The organism is Streptomyces tendae, assembly GCF_008632955.1.
GTDB lineage: Bacteria > Actinomycetota > Actinomycetes > Streptomycetales > Streptomycetaceae > Streptomyces.
The window spans coordinates 2,398,102-2,416,848 of the sequence record NZ_CP043959.1; the positions used below are offsets into that span (position 1 = coordinate 2,398,102).

The 18,747-nt window shown below is 75.0% G+C and carries 19 protein-coding genes; 12 read left to right on the top strand and 7 right to left on the bottom strand.

Features of this window, described 5'->3' with window-relative positions; translation table 11 throughout:
• Nucleotides 1-75: 75 nt before the first annotated feature.
• Nucleotides 76-606 carry a gamma carbonic anhydrase family protein gene (locus tag F3L20_RS11230; protein WP_150154111.1) on the bottom strand — a complete coding sequence of 177 codons (531 nt, stop codon included), beginning with the start codon at nt 604-606 and terminating at the stop codon, nt 76-78.
• 106 nt (nt 607-712) lie between these two features.
• On the opposite strand from F3L20_RS11230, the gene F3L20_RS11235 reads away from it, so the two are divergent.
• From F3L20_RS11235 to F3L20_RS11245, 3 genes are all read left to right on the top strand, one after another.
• Complete coding sequence (locus F3L20_RS11235; protein WP_150154112.1) at nt 713-1,543, top strand: acyltransferase; 831 nt, start codon at nt 713-715, stop codon at nt 1,541-1,543.
• A 112-nt stretch (nt 1,544-1,655) separates the two neighbouring features.
• On the top strand, nt 1,656-2,228 hold the full coding sequence (locus F3L20_RS11240; RefSeq protein ID WP_167534508.1) for a helix-turn-helix domain-containing protein: 573 nt from the start codon (nt 1,656-1,658) through the stop codon (nt 2,226-2,228).
• A 43-nt stretch (nt 2,229-2,271) separates the two neighbouring features.
• Nucleotides 2,272-2,829 (top strand): YbaK/EbsC family protein, encoded by a 558-nt coding sequence (locus F3L20_RS11245; protein ID WP_150154114.1) that lies wholly within the window; start codon nt 2,272-2,274, stop codon nt 2,827-2,829.
• 56 nt (nt 2,830-2,885) lie between these two features.
• Here F3L20_RS11245 and F3L20_RS11250 read toward each other — a convergent pair whose 3' ends face one another.
• Complete coding sequence (locus F3L20_RS11250) at nt 2,886-4,106, bottom strand: 4-hydroxybenzoate 3-monooxygenase (RefSeq protein ID WP_150154115.1); 1,221 nt, start codon at nt 4,104-4,106, stop codon at nt 2,886-2,888.
• Between the two features lie 50 nt (nt 4,107-4,156).
• Nucleotides 4,157-4,570, bottom strand: a complete 414-nt coding sequence (locus F3L20_RS11255; protein ID WP_150154116.1) for a CoA-binding protein — start codon at nt 4,568-4,570, stop codon at nt 4,157-4,159.
• A 169-nt stretch (nt 4,571-4,739) separates the two neighbouring features.
• On the opposite strand from F3L20_RS11255, the gene F3L20_RS11260 reads away from it, so the two are divergent.
• The 5 genes from F3L20_RS11260 to F3L20_RS11280 all read left to right on the top strand — a co-directional run bounded on the left by F3L20_RS11260 (nt 4,740) and on the right by F3L20_RS11280 (nt 10,910).
• A complete protein-coding gene (locus F3L20_RS11260; RefSeq protein ID WP_206338887.1) occupies nt 4,740-5,465 on the top strand; it encodes a hypothetical protein in 726 nt (241 codons plus the stop codon).
• Entirely contained in the window at nt 5,462-6,001 is a 540-nt protein-coding gene (locus F3L20_RS11265; RefSeq protein WP_150154117.1) for a SixA phosphatase family protein, read from the top strand. The genes F3L20_RS11260 and F3L20_RS11265 overlap by 4 nt, the downstream gene beginning before the upstream one ends.
• A gap of 23 nt (nt 6,002-6,024) precedes the next feature.
• Nucleotides 6,025-6,651, top strand: coding sequence for a YigZ family protein (locus F3L20_RS11270; RefSeq protein ID WP_150154118.1), 627 nt, complete (start codon nt 6,025-6,027; stop codon nt 6,649-6,651).
• 117 nt (nt 6,652-6,768) lie between these two features.
• Complete coding sequence (locus tag F3L20_RS11275; RefSeq protein WP_150154119.1) at nt 6,769-7,923, top strand: exonuclease SbcCD subunit D; 1,155 nt, start codon at nt 6,769-6,771, stop codon at nt 7,921-7,923.
• Nucleotides 7,920-10,910: an AAA family ATPase gene (locus F3L20_RS11280; RefSeq protein WP_150154120.1), complete on the top strand. Its 2,991-nt coding sequence runs from the start codon at nt 7,920-7,922 to the stop codon at nt 10,908-10,910. Before F3L20_RS11275 ends, F3L20_RS11280 begins: the two co-directional genes overlap by 4 nt.
• 10 nt (nt 10,911-10,920) lie before the next feature.
• Here F3L20_RS11280 and F3L20_RS11285 read toward each other — a convergent pair whose 3' ends face one another.
• Nucleotides 10,921-11,367: an Lrp/AsnC family transcriptional regulator gene (locus tag F3L20_RS11285; protein ID WP_150154121.1), complete on the bottom strand. Its 447-nt coding sequence runs from the start codon at nt 11,365-11,367 to the stop codon at nt 10,921-10,923.
• A 94-nt stretch (nt 11,368-11,461) separates the two neighbouring features.
• Here F3L20_RS11285 and F3L20_RS11290 point away from each other — a divergent pair, with 94 nt between their 5' ends.
• Genes F3L20_RS11290 through F3L20_RS11300 form a run of 3 tightly spaced genes read left to right on the top strand, consistent with a single transcriptional unit; the run spans nt 11,462 to nt 13,396 of the window.
• Nucleotides 11,462-11,935 carry a rhodanese-like domain-containing protein gene (locus F3L20_RS11290; protein WP_150154122.1) on the top strand — a complete coding sequence of 158 codons (474 nt, stop codon included), beginning with the start codon at nt 11,462-11,464 and terminating at the stop codon, nt 11,933-11,935.
• A gap of 45 nt (nt 11,936-11,980) precedes the next feature.
• Entirely contained in the window at nt 11,981-12,493 is a 513-nt protein-coding gene (locus tag F3L20_RS11295) for an immunity 21 family protein (RefSeq protein WP_150154123.1), read from the top strand.
• A gap of 57 nt (nt 12,494-12,550) precedes the next feature.
• Nucleotides 12,551-13,396 carry an SDR family oxidoreductase gene (locus F3L20_RS11300; protein WP_150154124.1) on the top strand — a complete coding sequence of 282 codons (846 nt, stop codon included), beginning with the start codon at nt 12,551-12,553 and terminating at the stop codon, nt 13,394-13,396.
• Nucleotides 13,397-13,411: 15 nt separating this feature from the next.
• On the opposite strand, the gene F3L20_RS11305 is transcribed toward F3L20_RS11300, so the two are convergent.
• Entirely contained in the window at nt 13,412-15,100 is a 1,689-nt protein-coding gene (locus tag F3L20_RS11305) for a DUF885 domain-containing protein (protein ID WP_150154125.1), read from the bottom strand.
• Between the two features lie 32 nt (nt 15,101-15,132).
• Nucleotides 15,133-15,624 carry an Lrp/AsnC family transcriptional regulator gene (locus F3L20_RS11310; protein WP_024884874.1) on the bottom strand — a complete coding sequence of 164 codons (492 nt, stop codon included), beginning with the start codon at nt 15,622-15,624 and terminating at the stop codon, nt 15,133-15,135.
• 60 nt (nt 15,625-15,684) lie between these two features.
• Between F3L20_RS11310 and F3L20_RS11315 the strand changes: the two genes are divergently transcribed.
• Nucleotides 15,685-16,872 carry a trans-sulfuration enzyme family protein gene (locus tag F3L20_RS11315; protein WP_150157297.1) on the top strand — a complete coding sequence of 396 codons (1,188 nt, stop codon included), beginning with the start codon at nt 15,685-15,687 and terminating at the stop codon, nt 16,870-16,872.
• 566 nt (nt 16,873-17,438) lie between these two features.
• On the opposite strand, the gene F3L20_RS11320 is transcribed toward F3L20_RS11315, so the two are convergent.
• Nucleotides 17,439-18,707, bottom strand: coding sequence for a GNAT family N-acetyltransferase (locus tag F3L20_RS11320; RefSeq protein WP_150154126.1), 1,269 nt, complete (start codon nt 18,705-18,707; stop codon nt 17,439-17,441).
• Nucleotides 18,708-18,747: the final 40 nt, after the last annotated feature.

The following is an 18,747-nucleotide window of genomic DNA, read 5'->3' on the forward strand; positions in this document are numbered from 1 at the left end:
GCAGTTCCCCGCGCCCTTGGGCGCGCTGCCCGACCGGCACCCTCGAGGTCACCGCCCGCCGGCCCGCGACCCGTTTCAGCCCTCGTGCTGATCCCGGTGCGCCTTCGCCAGCTCCGCGTACATCGTGCCGTTGAGGGTCAGCCCCTCCCGCTCCTCGGCCGTCAGCTCCCGCCGTACCTTCGCCGGCACCCCCGCGACCAGCGAACCCGGCGGCACCCGCATCCCCTGCGGCACCAGCGCCTGCGCGGCGACCAGCGACCCCGCGCCGATCACGGCGCCGTTCAGCACGGTCGCGCCCATGCCGACCAGGCAGTCGTCCTCGACGGTCGCCCCGTGCACCACCGCGTTGTGCCCGACGGAGACACGCTCACCGACGGTGACCGGGAACCCGGGGTCGGCGTGCAGCGTGCAGTTGTCCTGCACGTTGCTGCTCGCGCCCACGGAGATCCGCTCCACGTCGCCGCGCAGCACCGCGCCGTACCAGACGCTCGCGCCGGCGTGCAGCGTCACGTCACCGATCACGCTCGCCGTGGGCGCCACGAACGCCCCCTCGTCGATGCGCGGCTCCTTGCCGCCGATGCCGGTGATCAGAGCCTGGTGCGTCATCGTCGCCTCCTCGTCGGGTGTGGGGGGAACCGTACGCCACCCGGTGGGGTGAAGATCACAGGGGCGTCGGACCGTGGTCATGGTGCCCGCGGACTACGGTGAGCGGGTGCCGAAGCGCAAGAACACGTTCTCGTCCTGGCCGCGCCGCCTCGCCCAGCGCGCGGTCCACGCGGGCTGGGCCTGGGCGCAGCGCACCGGTTCGGTGACCGCCGAGCACCCCGGCCGCTTCCGCTTCGGCGCCATGGGAACAGGTACCAGACTGGCCTTCCCGCTCGGCACGGTCTTCGGCGAACCCTGGATCCGGATCGGCGCGCACTGCATCGTCGGCGAGCAGGTCACCCTCACCGCCGGCCTCATGCCCGGGCTCGACCTCGGCCCCGAGCCCATCCTGCGCATCGGCGACGGGGTCGTCCTCGGCCGCGGCAGTCATGTCATCGCCGACACCACGGTGATCATCGGCAGCGACTGCTACTTCGGCCCGTACGTCTACGTCACCTCCACCAACCACTCCTACGACGACCCGCACGAGCCCATCGGCAAGCAGTGGCCGCGGATGGAGCCGGTGGAGATCGGCCCCGGCTGCTGGATCGGCACCGGCGCGGTGATCCTGCCCGGCGCGCGCGTCGGGCGGAACGTGGTGGTGGCCGCGGGGGCGGTCGTCCGCGGCGAGGTGCCGGACCACTGCGTGGTCGCGGGCGCCCCCGCCCGGGTGGTGCGGCGCTGGACGCCCGACGAGGGCTGGCAGCCGCCGCTGCGCACCCCGCCGCCCGTGCCGATCCCGGACGGCACCACGCCCGACCAGCTGCGGGCACTGTCGGAACTCGACGAGGAGAGCGTGGCCCGGCTCGCCGAGCTGGACGAGGAGGGCGCCGCACGGCTCGCCCGGTCCGACGCGAACGGGACCGCGCGGCTGGCCGAGGTGGAACGCGGCGCCTGACACCCGCACCCGGTGGCCGGCGGCCGCCGCAGTACAGTGCGGTGAACGACCGGGTGCACCGCAGTCGCACGGACGCCGGACCCGGTCATCCGGAATGTCGAACGGACGGAATGTGGCGGACCTCGACCTGCTGACCCGGTCCCTGGCGCGCAACGTCAAGCGCTGGCGCACCGAGCGGGGCTTCACCCTGGACACCCTCGCGGCCCGGGCGGGCGTCAGCCGCGGGATGCTCATCCAGATCGAGCAGGCCCGCACCAACCCGAGCATCGGCACGGTCGTCAAGATCGGCGACGCGCTCGGTGTCAGCGTGCCCACCCTGCTCGACTACGAGCGCGGCCCGAACGTCCGGATCGTCCCCGCGGACCAGACGGTGCGGCTGTGGCACACCGGGCGCGGCAGCCACAGCCGGCTGCTGACCGGCACCGAGGCGTCAGGGCCGCTGGAGATGTGGGAGTGGCGGCTCATGCCGGGGGAGAGCAGCGACTCCGACCCGCACCCCGACGGCACGGTCGAGCTCCTCCACGTCACGGCCGGGGAGCTGACACTCACCGTCGACGGTGACGAGCACCGGGTGCCGGCCGGCGCCAGCGCCTCCTTCGAGGCCAACACCCCGCACACCTACGGCAACACGGGCGACGAACCGGTGGAAATGATCATGGCGGTGTCGGTGCCGCCCGCACACTGAGACGCCCTCGGGCAGCCGCCGCACCCGCTGTTACGGTGCCGCCATGCGCGCACCCATCGGAGACTTCGACCACGCCACTCCCGCCCCCGAGTGCCTCGACGAGCTCACCGCCCCCGTCGCGGCCGCGGTCCGCGCCTGGAGCGGCAGCGTCCCCGCCGACCAGATCCTCTACGTCGAGACCGACCCGCGCTGGGCCGACACCGCCGTCTTCGTCGAGCACTACGGCCGCGACCTGCTGGAGCGGTCGGCGAACTGCGTGGTGGTGGCGGGCAGGCGCGGCGGCGCATCCACACTCGCGGCGTGCGTCGTGCTGTCCACCACCCGGGCCGACGTCAACGGCGTGGTGCGCCGGCACCTCGGCGCCCGCAAGGCCTCCTTCGCCCCGATGGACACGGCCACGGGGGAGACCGGCATGGAGTACGGCGGCATCACCCCCGTCGGGCTGCCGGACAGCTGGCCCGTCCTGGTCGACGCGGCCGTGGTGGACCTGCCGTACGTGCTCGTCGGCAGCGGCCGGCGGCGCGGCAAGCTCCTGGTGCCGGGCAAGGCGTTCGCGGAGCTGCCGGGAGCGGTCGTGCTGGAGGGACTCGGGGTGGCCTGAGGACTCCGGTCGGCTCTCACGGAGCCCTGAGGCCTTGAGGGATCGGCCCCGTCCCCTCAGTACCGCTCCGCCGTGCCCAGGTACCGCTCCGCGAAGGCCGCCGCGGCGGCCGGCGAGCTGAACAGGCGGCGCAGCCGGGCGAGCGTGGTGCCCGCGCGGAACGGATCCCCGGCCGCGCTGCCGTGGTACAGCTCGGAGAGCCACTGCGAGAACTCCTGGTAGTCCCACACCCGTCGCAGACAGGACGCCGAGTAGCCGTCCAGCCCGGTCCCGTCGCCCTTCAGGAGCCGGGCGGCGAGGGCGTCCCCGAGAGCGAACGCGTCGTACAGCGCGAGATTGAGGCCCTTCGCGGCGATCGGCGCGACCAGGTGCGCCGCGTCCCCGGCGAGGTACAGCCGGCCGAACGCCATCGGCTCGGTGACGTAGTCGTGCATGTCCAGCACGCGCTTCTCGATCAGCCGCCCCTCGGTCAACGGCTCCGCGCCGGCCGCCCCAAGACGGCGGCGCAGCTCGGTCCAGACCCGCTCGTGCGGCCAGTTGCCGGGGTCGTCACCCGGCGGGCACTGGAGGTAGTAACGGGTCACCTCCGGGCCGCGGGGCATCTGGCCGGCGAACCCGTCCGGATGGCAGCCGAACAGCACGCGGTCGGCGGACGGCGGAGCCTCGGCCAGCAGCGCCAGCCAGCCGATGCCGTAGTCGTGCCGCGCCACCGCGGCCCGCTCCGCGACGGACGCCCGGGTCACCCCGCGGGAGCCGTCGCAGCCCGCGACGAACTCGCAGGCGACGACCTCCCGCCGGCCGCTCTCCGGGCAGACGTACGACACCGACGGCCGGTCGCTGTCCGGTTCGTGCAGGCGCACGTCGCGCACCCCGAACCGGACCGCCCCGCCGCGCACGTCCGCGTACTCCCGCACCAGATCCGTGACGAGGAACTGCTGCGGATACACCCAGTGACGACGGCCCGTCAGCTCCTCGTAGGCGAAGCGGTGGCGCCCGCCGTCGAAGCGGAACTCACAGGCGGTGTGCCGCTGGGCGCGCTCCAGCAGGTTCCCGGCCAGCCCGCGCCGCTCCAGCCCGCGCACCGCCGGCTCCTCGATCACCCCGGCCCGCGGCAGCCGCTCCACGAACTCCCGCGTCTCCGTCTCCAGGACCAGGCAGTCCACACCGGCCGCCCGCAGGACGCACCCCACCGTGAGCCCGGCGGGTCCCGCACCCACCACGACCACCGGAAACCGTTGCGTGGCAGGGGAGTTGGCGTGGGGGGACGCGTCAGTCATCGCGCCATTATGGCGGCCGTCGCGTCCGTCCGGCAGGCGGGGGGCGTCGCTCAGCCGAGGCCCAGCCGGGGGATCTCGATCGCGGGGCAGCGGTCCATCACCATCTCCAGCCCCGCCGCGCGGGTCCGCTCGTACGCCGCCTCGTCGACGACCCCGAGCTGGAACCACACCGCCCCGGCGCCCTTGGCCACCGCCTCGTCGGCGACCTCCCCCGCCAGGTCGCTGTTCACGAACACGTCGACGACGTCCACGTCGAACGGGATGTCCGCCAGCGAGGCGTAACCCTGCTCCCCGTGCACGGTCTCCGCCTTCGGGTGCACCGGTACCACGCGCTTGCCGAACCGCTGCAGCACCCGCGCCACGCCGTACGCGGCACGGCCCTCGTTGGAGGACAGGCCCACCACGGCCCAGGTGTCACCGAGTCCGGTGAGGATCTTGCGGACCGTTGCCTCGTCGCCGTACACCGTGGGCCTCCTGCGGGTCGAAGTGGCGTTTCTCCCGGACAACCAGGCGCGGCGCACGGTGATTCCCCGAGCCGCGCGCCCGCCGGCCCGGGCGGGCGATCCGCAAGCGGTGACCCGAAAAGCGTGCGAGATACCTGCGTGCGCCCGCTCGCACGCCTACGCTCGCCTCGTGCTGCGCATCACCGACGCCCGAACCGGCGAGCCCGTGGACGCCGCCCCGGCCCGCCGGGGCCTGACCCGCGTCGAGGCCCACACCCAGGGGCTCGACCTGACGAACCTCCGTGTGCTGCTCGCCGCGGACCTCCTCGTGCGCGCCCTGGAACTCGGCGGCACACCGGTGTGGGGGCTGCTCCGCGGCGAACGGCAGCGCGAGGAGCTGCGCGCGGCGGGCGTCGCCCTCGGCGTCCGGCCCTTCGAGGAGGGTGGGGACAGCGGCGCAGGCCTGGGCGAGGCACAGGTGCTGCACGTGGTGGGCGAGGACGGCCCGGAACCCGACGGCGTACGGATCGCCGTCGCCCCCGTGCGGTGGGAGGCGCCCGGCCCGCCGGACGGGACCGACCAGGCCGCGCTGCGCCTCGCCCTGCTCGCACACCCCCGGCGTACGCCCGTGCGGGTCGACGCGGGGGCCCTGACGGAGGCCGGTGACACCCTCGCCCGCTGGCGCCGCGCCGTCGCCGACTGGGCGCGGCGCCCCTCCCGTCCCGTGCCCGACACGGTGCGCGCGGACCTGCGCGCCGCCTGGGAGGACGACCTGGACACGGCCGCCGTGCTGGACGTCCTGCGCGCGGTGGAGTCCGGACCCGGCCTGGCCGACGGCGCCCGCTTCGAGACGTACGCCTACGCCGACCGGCTGCTCGGCCTCGACCTCGCCCGCGACCTGGGGAACCCGGCATGATCGAGCGCTCCGCCGCGGGACCGCTGCGCCGGCTGGTCGTCCTGCGGCACGCCAAGTCGGCCCGGCCGGCAGGCGTCACCGACCACGAGCGCCCCCTGTCCGCCCGCGGCCGCAGGGACGCCCCCGCCGCCGGCCGGGCGCTCGCCGCCGCGGACTGCCTGCCCGGCCTCGCCCTGTGCTCCACGGCCGTCCGCGCCCGCCGCACCTGGGAGCTGGCCGCCGAACAGTGGGGCACACCCCCGCCGGTCCGGCACGACCCGCGCCTCTACCACGCGGACGTCCCCGGCCTCCTGACCGTGGTCCGCGAGGTGCCCGCCGAGGTGGAGACGCTGCTGCTCGTCGGCCACAACCCGGGCCTGGCGGACCTCGTGCTCACCCTCGCCGACGACGGCCTCGACGACACCCTGGACCGGGTCCGCGCCAAGTTCCCCACCTCCGCCGTCGCGGTGCTCGACTGGCGCGGCGCCACCTGGCGCGACCTCCACCCGGGCGGCGCCCTGCTGACCTCCCTCACCGTCCCCCGGGGCAGACGCTGACCAGGGGCGCATAGGCTGGGCGGATGCAGGACGAGTACCGCACCGTGGCCCGCGCGGGTGTGCACGAGACCGAGATCAACCGCTCCCGCTTCCTGTGCGCCCTCGCCCCGGCGGCCACCGAGCAGGAGGCGCAGGACTTCGTCGCCGCCGTCCGCAAGGAGCACGCCGACGCCACCCACAACTGCTGGGCGTACGTCATCGGCGCCGACGCCTCCGTCCAGAAGGCCAGCGACGACGGGGAGCCGGGCGGCACCGCCGGCGTCCCCATGCTGCAGATGCTGCTGCGCCGCGACATGCGGTACGTCGTCGCCGTCGTCACCCGCTACTACGGCGGCGTCAAGCTCGGCGCCGGCGGACTCATCCGCGCCTACGGCGGCGCCGTAGGAGAGGCACTGGACACCCTCGGCACGATCACCCGGCGACGCTTCCGGCTGGCCACCGTGACCGTCGACCACCAGCGGGCCGGCAGGGTGCAGAACGACCTGCGCGCCACCGGCCGCGAGGTGCGCGACGTCCGCTACGGCGAGGAGGTCACCATCGAGATCGGCCTCCCGGACGCCGACGTGGACGCCTTCCGCTCCTGGCTCGCCGACGCCACGGCAGGCAGCGCCCGCCTTGAACTCGGCGGGGAGGCGTACGGAGACGCCTGACGCCCCGTCCGTATCACCCCTCTCGCGGAGATAACGGGCATACCGGTTCGGGTCATGACGGGTGTTACGGGAGCAACCGCCCGCGCTGTCCGAGGCGCCGGTTAGGCTGCCGGGGTCATGAGATTCCTGCACACGTCCGACTGGCACCTCGGCCGGTCCTTCCACCGGGTCGGCATGCTCGGTGCCCAGGCCGACTTCATCGGCCACCTCGTCACCACCGCTCGCGAGCGCGAGGTGGACGCGGTGGTGGTGTCGGGGGACGTGTACGACCGTGCCGTGCCGCCGCTCGCCGCGGTCGAGCTGTTCGACGACGCGCTGCACCGGCTCGCCGCCCTGGGCGTGCCCACGGTGATGATCTCCGGGAACCACGACTCCGCCCGCGTCGGCTCCGGACTCATGGGCCGCGCCGGCATCCACCTGCGCACCGACCCCTCCGCGTGCGGCACCCCCGTGATGCTGTCCGACGCGCACGGGGACGTCGCCTTCTACGGCCTGCCGTACCTGGAACCGGCCCTGGTGCGGGACGCGTTGGGCGTGGAGCGGCCGGGGCACGAGACGGTGCTCGCCGCCGCCATGGACCGGGTACGCGCCGACCTCGCCGCCCGCCCGGCCGGCACCCGCTCCGTCGTCCTCGCCCACGCCTTCGTCACCGGCGGCGAACCGAGCGACAGCGAACGGGACATCGCCGTCGGCGGTGTCGCGTCCGTGCCCGCCGCCGTGTTCGACGGCGTCGACTACGTGGCGCTCGGCCATCTGCACGGCTGCCAGACCCTCACCGACCGCGTCCGCTACTCCGGCTCCCCGCTGCCCTACTCCTTCTCCGAGGCCGGGCACCGCAAGAGCATGTGGCTCGTCGACCTCGACGCCGGCGGGACCGTCACCGCCGAGCGCGTCGACTGCCCCGTGCCACGCCCCCTGGCCCGCGTCCGCGGCACCCTCGAGGACCTCCTCGCCGACCCCGCGCTCACCCGGCACGAGGAGGCGTGGGTCGAGGCGACCCTCACCGACCCGGTCCGCCCCGCCGACCCGATGGCCCGGCTCACCGAGCGGTTCCCGCACACCCTCGCCCTCGTCTTCGACCCGGACCGGCCGCCGGACGACCCCGACGTCTCCTACGCCCGCCGCCTCGCCGGCCGAGACGACCAGCAGATCGCCGAGGACTTCGTCGCCCACGTCCGCGGTGCCGGACCCGACCCCCGTGAGCGGTCCGTGCTCCGCGACGCCTTCGACGCCGTCCGCGCCGACGAAGCCGTGCGGGAGGTGGCCCGGTGAGGCTGCACCGGCTCGACATCACCGCCTTCGGACCTTTCGGCACCACCCAGAGCGTCGACTTCGACGCCCTGTCCACCGCCGGCCTGTTCCTGCTGCACGGCCCCACCGGCGCCGGCAAGACCTCCGTCCTGGACGCCGTCTGCTACGCCCTCTACGGCTCCGTCCCCGGCGCCCGCCAGGGCGGCCAGGGCATCACCCTGCGCAGCGATCACGCCGCACCCGGCACCCGCACCTCCGTCACCCTCGACCTCACCGTCGCCGGACGCCGCCTGGAGATCACCCGGCAGCCGCCCTGGGAGCGCCCGAAGAAGCGCGGCACCGGCAGCACCGTCGACAAGGCCCAGACCTGGCTGCGGGAGCGCGACGCCGCCTCCGGGACCTGGAAGGACCTCAGCCGCTCGCACCAGGAGATCGGCGAGGAGATCACCCAGCTCCTCGGCATGAGCCGGGAGCAGTTCTGCCAGGTGGTGCTGCTGCCGCAGGGCGACTTCGCCCGCTTCCTGCGCGCCGATGCCGAGGCCCGCGGCAAGCTGCTCGGCCGCCTCTTCGACACGCACCGCTTCGCCGAGGTGGAGAAGCGCCTCGCCGAACGCCGCCGGGCCGCCGAGTCCCGGGTGCGCGACGGCGACGCCGACCTGCTCGCCGACGCCCACCGCATGCAGCAGGCCGCGGACGGCACCATGGAACTGCCCGAGCTGACCCCGGGCGAACCGGGCCTCGCCGAGGCCGTGCTGACCGCGGCCGCCGTCGCCCGCAGCACCGCCCGCGAACAGCTCACCGCCGCCCACTGCCGGCTCGCCACCGCCGAATCCGTCCGCGCGGAGGCATCGCGCACCCTGGACGAGGAGCGCGAACGGCACCGGCTGCAACGCCGGTTCGCCGAGGCGCGGGAGCGCGCCGAGCGGCTGCGGGAGCGCTCCGGCGCCCACCGTGAGGCACAGGACCGCATGGAGCGGGCCCGCAAGGCCGAGACCGTCGCCCCCGCCCTGGACCTGCGGGACTCCGCCGACGCCGAGCACCGCCGGGCGGCCGACGCCGAGGTGCACGCCCGCGCCCTGCTCCCCGCGTTCCTCACGGACGCCGGCGTGGACGGGCTCGCGGCGGCGGCCCGCCGGGCCGCCGAGGAACTGGGCGGACTGGAGTCGGCCCGCCGCGCCGAACGGCGCCTCGCCGAACTCCTCGACGAGCGCGCGGACCTGGACCGTCAGGAACGCGCCGACGAGGAGGCGCGGGAAGACACGGAGACCTGGCTCGCCGACTGGGAGGCCACCCGCACCGCCCTCCAGGACCGCATCGCGTCCGCACAGCAGGCCGCGGCCCGGGCCGGGGAACTCGCCGGACAGCGCGACACCGCCCGACGCCGCCTGGAGGCGGCCCGGACCCGGGACCGGCTGACCCGGGACGCCGGCACGGCAGCCGAACAGGCCCGCGCCGCCCGGGAACAGGCACTGGCGGCCCGGCAGCACTGGCTCGACCTCAAGGAACAGCGGCTGAACGGCATCGCCGCGGAACTGGCCGCCGGCCTCTCCGACGGGGCCCCGTGCGCGGTCTGCGGCGCCACCGAACACCCCGCCCCGGCCCGCAGGGACGCCGGGCACGTCGACCGCGAGACCGAGGAACGCGCCCTCACCGCCTACCAGCGCGCCGAGGACCGGCGCACCGAGGCGGACCGGCGGCTCTCCGCCGTACGGGAGGAACTGGCCGCGGCGGGCGCCGGAGCCGGGGACACCCCGACCGAGCGACTCGCCCGCGAGCTCGACGAGTCGGAGGAGGAGTACGCGCGGGCGAGGGACGCCGCCTCCACCCTGCACGCCGCCCAGGAACAGCTGCGTGCCGCGGAGCGTGAACACGAACTGCGCACGGCCGCCCAGCGCGACGCGGAGGTCAGGGCCGCCGCCCGCGTCGGTCACCGGGAGCGCCTCGACCTCGAACGGGTCTCCCTGGAGACGGAGTTGACCCACGCCCGGGGGGACGCCCCGAGCGTGGCCGTGCGCGCCGGGCAGCTCGAACGCGACGTCGCCCTGCTCACCGACGCCACCGACGCGGCCCGGACCGCCGAGGCCGCCGCCCGGAGGCTCAAGGACGCCGACGCCCGCCTCGCGGACGCCGCCTTCCGCGCCGGCTTCGACACCCCGCAGGCCGCCGCGGACGCCCTCCTGGACGACGCCGCGCACCGCGATCTGCAACGGCGCCTGGACGCCTGGCAGGACGAGGAGGCCGCCGTCCGCGCCGTCCTCGCCGAACCGGAGACCGTGGCCGCCGCCCGGCAGCCCGCCGCCGATCTCACCGCCGCCCGGAGCGCCGCCGAGGACGCCGACCGTGCCGTCCGCGAGGCGGCCTCCGCCCGCGACGCCGCCGCCCGCCGCTGCGCCGAACTGGACCGGCTCTCCGCCCGCGCCGCCGCCTCGGTGCGCCGGCTCGGCCCGCTGCGCGAGGAGTACGACCGGGTGGCTCGCATGGCCGCCCTCACCGCGGGCACCTCCGCGGAGAACGAACGACGGATGCGCCTGGAGTCGTACGTCCTCGCCGCGCGCCTGGAACAGGTCGCCGCCGCCGCGACCGCGCGACTGCTGCGCATGTCGTCCGGCCGCTACACCCTCGTCCACTCCGACGACCGCGCCGGCCGCGGCCGCAGCGGCCTCGGACTGCACGTCGTCGACGCCTGGACCGGCCGGGAACGAGACACCGCGACCCTCTCGGGCGGGGAGACCTTCTTCGCCTCCCTGGCCCTCGCGCTCGGTCTCGCGGACGTGGTGACCGACGAGGCGGGCGGGGTCAGGCTGGACACGCTGTTCATCGACGAGGGCTTCGGCAGCCTCGACGACCAGACCCTCGACGAGGTGCTCGACGTCCTCGACTCCCTGCGCGAGCGCGACCGCAGCGTGGGGATCGTCAGCCACGTCGCCGACCTGCGCCGCCGCGTACACGCCCAACTGGAGGTCGAGAAGGGGCGGTCCGGTTCGCGGCTGCGGCAGCGCGGGGCGTGACGGGGCCGGGTCAGCGGCCCACGGGACGGCGCGGCAGCGGCGAGGAGTAGACCACGCTGGTGGTCACCGAACCGAGCGCGCCGATCCGCCCCGAGACCTCCTCCAGATGCCGCATGGACCGCGCGGCGACCTTCAGGACGAAGCAGTCGTCGCCCGTCACGTGATGAGCCTCCAGGATCTCGGGCGTGGCGGCGACGAGGTCGTGGAACGGCTTGTAGTTGCCGGTCGGGTAGCGCAGCCGCACGAACGCCAGGACCGGCAGTCCGAGCCGCTCGGGGTCCACCACCGCCGCGTAGCCCTGGATGACCCCGGCCTCCTCCAGTCGCCGCACCCGCTCGGTGACCGCGCTCGCGGACATCGACACGGCGCGGGCGAGCTCGGCGTAACTGGCCCTTCCGTCCCGCTGGAGGACGTCGAGGATGCGCCAGTCCGTGGCGTCCGGGGAATACGCGGTCATTCCCGAGAACTACCAGGGATCTCGTCGGCAGATCAAGGGTGGGGCCGGGGATCGTCCCTTCAGGGCCGCACCGCGCGACCGTAGTTTCCCTCCCATGACCACCACCGTGAATTCCGTCCTGCGCGACGCCCCCGCCTCTCCGGCCGCGGCCGCCGCCCACTTCCGCGCGCGTCTCGCCCTGCACACCGACGTCTCCGACGTGGCCGCAGCGCTGGAGGCCGGCGGCGACCCCGGCTTCGTCCTGGTGGACTCCCGTTCCGCCGAGGCGTGGGACCAGGGCCACGTGCCCGGTGCGGTGCACCTGCCCACCGCCCACATCCCCGAGCGGGCCGCCGCACTCCTGGACCCGTCCGTGCCGGTCGTGACGTACTGCTGGGGGCCCGGCTGCGACGGCGCCGCCCGCGCCGCGCTCGCCCTCGCCGAACTCGGGTACCGGGTCAAGGAGATGCTCGGCGGCTTCGAGTACTGGGTGCGTGAGGGCTTCGCGTTCGAGACCGCGCGGGGCCGCGAGCGCCGCGCCCCCGATCCCTTGACGGCACCCCTGACGGGCGACGCGTGCGGATGCTGAACCCGCCCGTCCGGTAAGGCGGTCGAGCCGATAGGTTGTGCCGCCATGGAGCGATACGCGGAGCCGGGCACGGTCGAGTGGGTGGAGTCGGGCGGCGGGCCGCTCGTCGCGGTGCCGGAGACGGTGCTGCCGTTCTGGACGGGAGCCGACGGCGAGGAGACGGAATCGGACTACGACCGGGCCTGCGAGGTCGACGGACTCGTCGGGCTCCTCCCGGTCGGCGACGCCGCCGCCCTCGTCCTGGGCGACGAACCCGCCGCCACCGCCTTCCTCCCCGAGCACTCCGTCCTCGTCCGCTGGATCGCCGGACACGCGGAGGAGGACCTGCTGGCGAGCGTCCCCGCCGCGCTCGCGACCGCCCAGTGGCAACAGGAGACGCGGTGGAAGGTGCCCGGTCCCGTCGTGCTGTTCGACGCGGCCTGGCCCGGCACGCACGCCGCCGGCACCGACCACGCCCGTCTCGCCCTCGCCCCTGGCCCCTACTCCCTGCGCGCCGCACAGGTCAGCCCCGGTCCGGAGACCTGGCTGGTCCTGGTGGAGCTCCGGCCGCTGTCCTGACCCGCGGGCGCCGTTGTTCGGGTGCCCTCGCCGGCGGCACGACCCATCATGGGGATCATGCCGAAGCTTCCCCCGCCCCCGCCCGAGGATCTCCGCCGTGACCCGCTGCCGCTGCGGGGCCGCACCGCCCTGGTGACGGGTGCGAGCCGGCGCGGCGGCATCGGTCACGCCGTGGCCCGCCGGCTGGCCGCGTACGGCGCGAGCGTCTATCTGCACCATCATGTGCCCCACGACGCCGCCATGCCCTGGGGCGCCGACCGGATCGAGGACGTGACCGCCTCCGTGCGGCAGGCCCTCGGCGACCCCGGCGCGCGGGTGGTCGCCGGACCCGGCGACCTCGGCGACCCCGACGAACCGGCCGCCCTGCACGCCCGCGCCGTCGAGGCGCTCGGCGGACGCCTCGACGTCCTCGTCGCCAACCACGCCCTCAGCGGCTCCGACGGCGACCTCGACACCGTCGACGCCGCCATGCTCGACGCGCACTGGGCCGTCGACACCCGCTCCGTGCTGCTGCTCGTCCAGGCCCACGCCCGGCACCGGGCCACGCTGCCCCCGGGCACCCCCGGCGGACGCGTGACGATGATGACGTCCGGGCAGGACATCGCCGGCGGCATGCCCGGCGAGATCGCCTACGCCCTTCAGAAGGGCGCCCTGGCCTCCGTCACCCGGTCCCTGGCGACCACGCTGGCCGACCACGCGGTCACCGTGAACACCGTCAACCCCGGCCCCGTCGACACCGATTACCTCACCGGCGAGGTCTACGACGCGATCGCCGCACGCTTCCCCGCCGGGCACTGGGCCATGCCCGACGACCCGGCCCGCCTCATCGCGTGGCTGGCCACGGACGAGGCGGGCTGGATCACCGGCCAGGTCATCGACTCCGAGGGCGGCTTCCGGCGCTGAACCCCTGAACCGGCCCTACAGCGCCGCCAGTTCGTCCACCAGGTCGTCCAGGCCCAGCGATCCCTGGGACAGCGCGGCCATGTGCCAGGACTTGAGGTCGAAGGCGTCGCCGTGCCGCTCCCGGGCCTTCTCCCGGCCCAGCAGCCAGGCCCGCTCACCGAGCTTGTAGCCGATCGCCTGCCCCGGGATCGTCAGATAGCGGGTCAGCTCGCTCTCCACGAAGTCCGCCGGGCGGCTGCTGTGCGCGCCGAAGAACTCCTGCGCCAGCTCCGGTGTCCACCGCTCGCCCGGGTGGAACGGCGAGTCCGCGGGGATCTCCAGCTCCAGGTGCATGCCGATGTCGACGATGACCCGGGTCGCCCGCATCATCTGCGCGTCCAGGTACCCGAGCCGTTCCTCCGCGTCCGTCAGGAAGCCCAGCTCGTCCATCAGCCGCTCCGCGTACAGCGCCCAGCCCTCGCAGTTGGCGCTGACCATGCCGACGGTGGCCTGGTAGCGGGAGAGGGTCTCCGCCACGTGCACCCACTGCGCCAGCTGGAGGTGATGGCCGGGGACGCCCTCGTGGTACCAGGTGGACACCAGGTCGTACACCGGGAAACGGGTCAGCCCCATCGTGGGCAGCCAGGTGCAGCCCGGCCGGGAGAAGTCCTCCGACGGCTGCGTGTAGTACGGCGCCGCCGCGCTGCCCGCCGGGGCGATCCGTGACTCCACCTTCCGCACCCGTTCGGCGAGGTCGAAGTGCGTGCCGTCGAGCCGGTCGATCGCCTGGTCCATCAGGCCCTGCAGCCAGTCGCGGACCTCGTCCACGCCCTCGATGTGCCGGCCGTGCTCGTCGAGGTGGGCCAGCGCCACCCACGGGGTCCGGGCCCCCGGAAGGATCTTCTCGGCCTCCTTCCTCATCTCGCCCAGCAGCCGGTGGTACTCGGACCAGCCGTACGCGTACGCCTCGTCCAGGTCCAGGTCGGTGCCGTTGTAGTAGCGGGACCAGCGGGCGTAGCGCTCCCGCCCGACCGTGTTCGGCGCGCCCTCGATCGCCGGGGCGTACACGTCCCGCAGCCAGTCCCGCAGCTCCACCACGGCCGCGGTCGCCGCGCGGGCGCCCTCCTCGAGCTCCGCGCGTAGCGCGTCCGGGCCGGCGGCGGCGAAGTCCTCGAACCAGCCGCGGCCCCTGCCGGTGTCCGCCCACTCGCCGAGCTGCCCGACGAACGTCCCGGTCGGGCGCGGCGCCGCGTACAGCTTGCGCTCCAGGCCCAGTTCCAGCGACTCCCGGTACCCGGCCAGCGAGGCCGGCACCGCGCGCAGCCGCTCCGCGATCGCCCGCCAGTCCTCCTCGGTCTCCGCCGGGGTCACCGTGAACACCTCACGCACCGAATGCGCGACCGTGCCCAGGTTGCCGACCGCGCGCAGGTGCTCGTCGGCCTCGTGCACGGCGAGTTCGGCGGTCAGCCGCTCCCGCAGCAGCCGGGCGCAGCGGCGCTCGGCGTCGCTGTCCGCGCCGGGCAGCCGCTCGGCCTCGTCGAGCCGCGCGAGGGTCGTCCTGAGCAGCCCGGCGACCGCCTCCTGACCGGCGGGCGAGAGATCGGGCAGCCGGGAGGAACTCTCCTTGACGCCGAGGTACGTCCCGGTGATCGGATCGAGGGCGATGAGTTCGTCGACGTAGGAGTCGGCGACCTGACGGGGGAGCGCGCTGTTGGTTGGTGACATGCGGACCATCCTGGTACGACGTCCGCCGCACGTCACCCGGATTGAGCCGAGGGCGAAGGCGGCAGCATCGGACCGCAGTCCCACCGCTGGAAGATCAGCCGGGTCTCCACCCGCGCCACCTCCCGCCGCGAGGTGAACTCGTCGAGGACCAGCCGCTGCAGATCCGTCATGTCGGCGACCGCGACATGCACCAGGTAGTCGTCCGGGCCGGTCAGGTGGAACACGGTCAGCGACTCGGGCAGCGCCCGGATCCGCTCCACGAACGGCCCCACCAACTCCCGCCGGTGCGGCCGCACCTGGACCGACAGCAGCGCCTGGAGACCTCGGCCGAGCTTCGCCGGGTCGAGTTCCAGCCGGTGCCCGAGGATCACGCCGGAGCGGCGCAGCCGGGTCACCCGGTCCAGGCAGGTCGACGGCGCGACCCCGACCTGCGCGGCGAGGTCCCGGTACGTCGTCCGGGCGTCGTTCTGCAACAGCCGCAGCAGATGGAGGTCCACCGGATCCAGTACGACAGATTCGGCCACGCGCCGAACGTAGCACGGGGCACCGCCGCGTAGAACCGTTCGGTGTTCACCCTGAGCGCCATGGACAACGGCATGGACACGCGACGCACCACCAGAGCACTCGCCACCGAGGCCGTGCACGCCGGCCGGGACGACCTCGCCGGACTCGGACTGCACGCCCCGCCGATCGACCTGTCCACCACCTACCCGTCGTACGACAGCCGGGCCGAGGCCGCCCGCATCGACGCCTTCGCCGCGACCGGCGCCGAACCGGACGGCCCGCCCGTCTACGGACGGCTCGGCAACCCCACCGTCGCCCGCTTCGAGACCGCCCTCGCGCGACTGGAGGGGACGGAGGCTGCGGTCGCGTTCGCCAGCGGCATGGCCGCGCTCAGCGCCGTGCTGCTGGTCCGCGGCTCCATGGGCCTGCGGCACGTCGTCGCCGTACGCCCGCTGTACGGGTGCAGCGACCACCTGCTGACCGCCGGGCTGCTCGGCTCGGAGGTCACGTGGACCGACCCGGCCGGGGTCGCCGACGCGCTCCGTCCGGACACCGGTCTGGTGCTGGTGGAGACGCCCGCCAACCCCACGCTCGCCGAGATCGACCTGCGGGCCGTCGCCCACGCCTGCGGCTCCGTGCCGCTGCTCGTCGACAACACCTTCGCCACGCCGGTGCTGCAGCGTCCGGCCGAGCACGGGGCGCGGCTGGTGCTGCACAGCGCCACCAAGTACCTCGGCGGGCACGGTGACGTCCTGGCGGGCGTGGTGGCCTGCGACGAGGAGTTCGCCGGGCGGCTGCGGCAGGTACGGTTCGCCACCGGCGGGGTGCTGCACCCGCTGGCCGGCTACCTGCTGCTGCGGGGCCTGTCCACCCTCCCGGTCCGGGTACGGGCCGCGTCGGCGAACGCCGCCGAGCTCGCCGCCCGCCTCGCCGCGGACCCGCGGGTGGCCCGGGTCCACTACCCGAGCATCGGCGGGGCGATGGTCTCCTTCGAGGTGCACGGCGACCCTCACGAGGTGATCGCGGGCGTCCGGCTGGTCACCCCGGCGGTGAGCCTCGGCAGCGTGGACTCGCTCATCCAGCACCCGGCGTCCATCAGCCACCGCATCGTCGACGCCGACGACCGCAGGGACGCCGGCGTCTCCGACCGACTGCTGCGCCTCTCGGTCGGCCTGGAGGACGTCGAGGACCTCTGGACCGACCTCGACGGCGCACTCGGCGCGACGCCCGCCCGTCCTGCCCGGCACGAGGCCATGGCCCAGGGCTGAGGGCCCCGCTGCCACGGAGGCCGGCGGGACCGACCGGGAGCCCGGTCGGGCACCCGGCCCCGTCGATGGGACGCCGACCCAGGCATGGTCGCCTGTTGGTGCCGAGGCTCGGGGGCCCGCACCGCGGTGCGCGCGTCTCTCGCCGAACGTGCCGGGCGTCGCACGCGTGCGGCGTGGCCGGGCCGCCGGCCCGCTGCGCAGGGGATCCGGCACGAGGGGCCTGAGTCGGCGTGCGACGCACCGGCCGCAGGTCGAAATCCCACTCGCCCGCAGGTGTCGGTCCAGGACCGACGTCCGCGCACGCGCTGCGTGGACAAGGGGCGACGGCTCAGGCCGGGTGCCTCGGACGCGCGGGGCTCGGAGCCGGCCGGGGTCGGCCCCGGCCAGGAGTGACGGCCTGCGGGTGCGGTGTGGGCTGCCGCCCTCCGCCTGCTTGCGGACGGCCCCCGGGGTCCGCGTTCACGCGCGGGGGAGCGCCGACCGGGCCCATGGCCCGGATGAACGGGGGACGGCCCGGCACACCGCGGTGTGCCGGGCCGTTTCTCGTTGCGGGGGCGGGGGGCCGGTCAGGACCGGGTGACCCGTTCGCCGGGTTCCGGCGTGGGGCGCGCCGCCGGGGCCGGGGTCAGGCGGGCGGTGATCACCAGGGTGCCCTCCTCGACCTGGTAGTCGAGCGGGAGGCCCAGGCCGCGCATCGCGGCGACCATGCCGGTGTTGGAGGCCTGGGTCACGGCGTACACGTGGGCGCAGCCCGCCTCGACCGCCATCCCCACGAGGCGGGAGAGCAGTTCGGCGCCGACGCCCCGTCGCTGCCATGCGTCCTCGACGATCAGCGCGACCTCGGTCTCGTCGCCGTCCCACAGCAGGTGGCCGAGGGCGACGATGCGGCCCGACGCGGTCTGCGCGGCGAGGGTGCGGCCGAAGCGCGGGCTGAGCAGGTGGCTGAGGTAGCGGCTCGCGTCCCCGACGGGCCCGTGGTAGCGGCGGCGCAGCGTCTCGGTGGAGCACCGCTCGTGCATCGCCCGCGCGGCCTCCAGGTCGGCGGTGTCCGCCCGGCGCACGGAGATGTCACCGCCCTCGGGCAGCGTCAGCACGTCACGGCCGCGCGGCATCCGCGGTCCGAGCCGGGCGTCCAGCTCCACCAGGGCCCGGGCGCGGGCGAACTCCGTCGGGGTGAAGGGCAGATAGGGGCGCTCCACGGTGATCACACCGCCCTCCGGGTCGCGCAGCCGGATCACGGTGTCCTCCAGCGAGCCCTCCGGCGGGACCGCGCCGGCCGTCGCGCGACCGGCGGGCTGCGAACGGATGGTGCAGCGCCCCAGCAACTGCCGCAGCGCGAGCGGCAGTTCCGCAGCGTCCGTCGCGGTGCGGGCGGCCAGGCCGAGCATCCGGGTCGGTCCGTCCACCAGGTCGTGCGCGTCGGCCCGCTCGGCCCAGGTGTCCGCGCCCCCGCCCGCCGTCACCGCGGCGACGAGGTCCGCACCGGCCGGTGCCCGCAGCAGGAACTCGTCGACGGTGTGCGCGCCCAGCGGGTGCGTCTGCAGGCTCAGGATGTCGATCCGCCGCTCGGCCAGCGCCGTGCACAGGGCCGCCAGCGCACCCGGTTCGTCCCGCACCGTCGTCCGCATCCGCCACAGCACGCTCTCGACCACCGTCGGCTCGGGCAACGGCGGGGCGTCGCCGGTATCGTGCGCCGGCGGCGCGTGGCCGTGGCGGCGTGCCCACCATGCGTGGAACGCCTCCCCGCACCGCGCGGCGCGGGCCATCGGGTTCCAGCGGGCCGCCGCGCGCCCTCCGTCACGGTCGTTCGTCACATCAGACATGTCTCGACTCATACCGTCACTGTGAAGGAACCGTGTTTCGTGATCACGAACG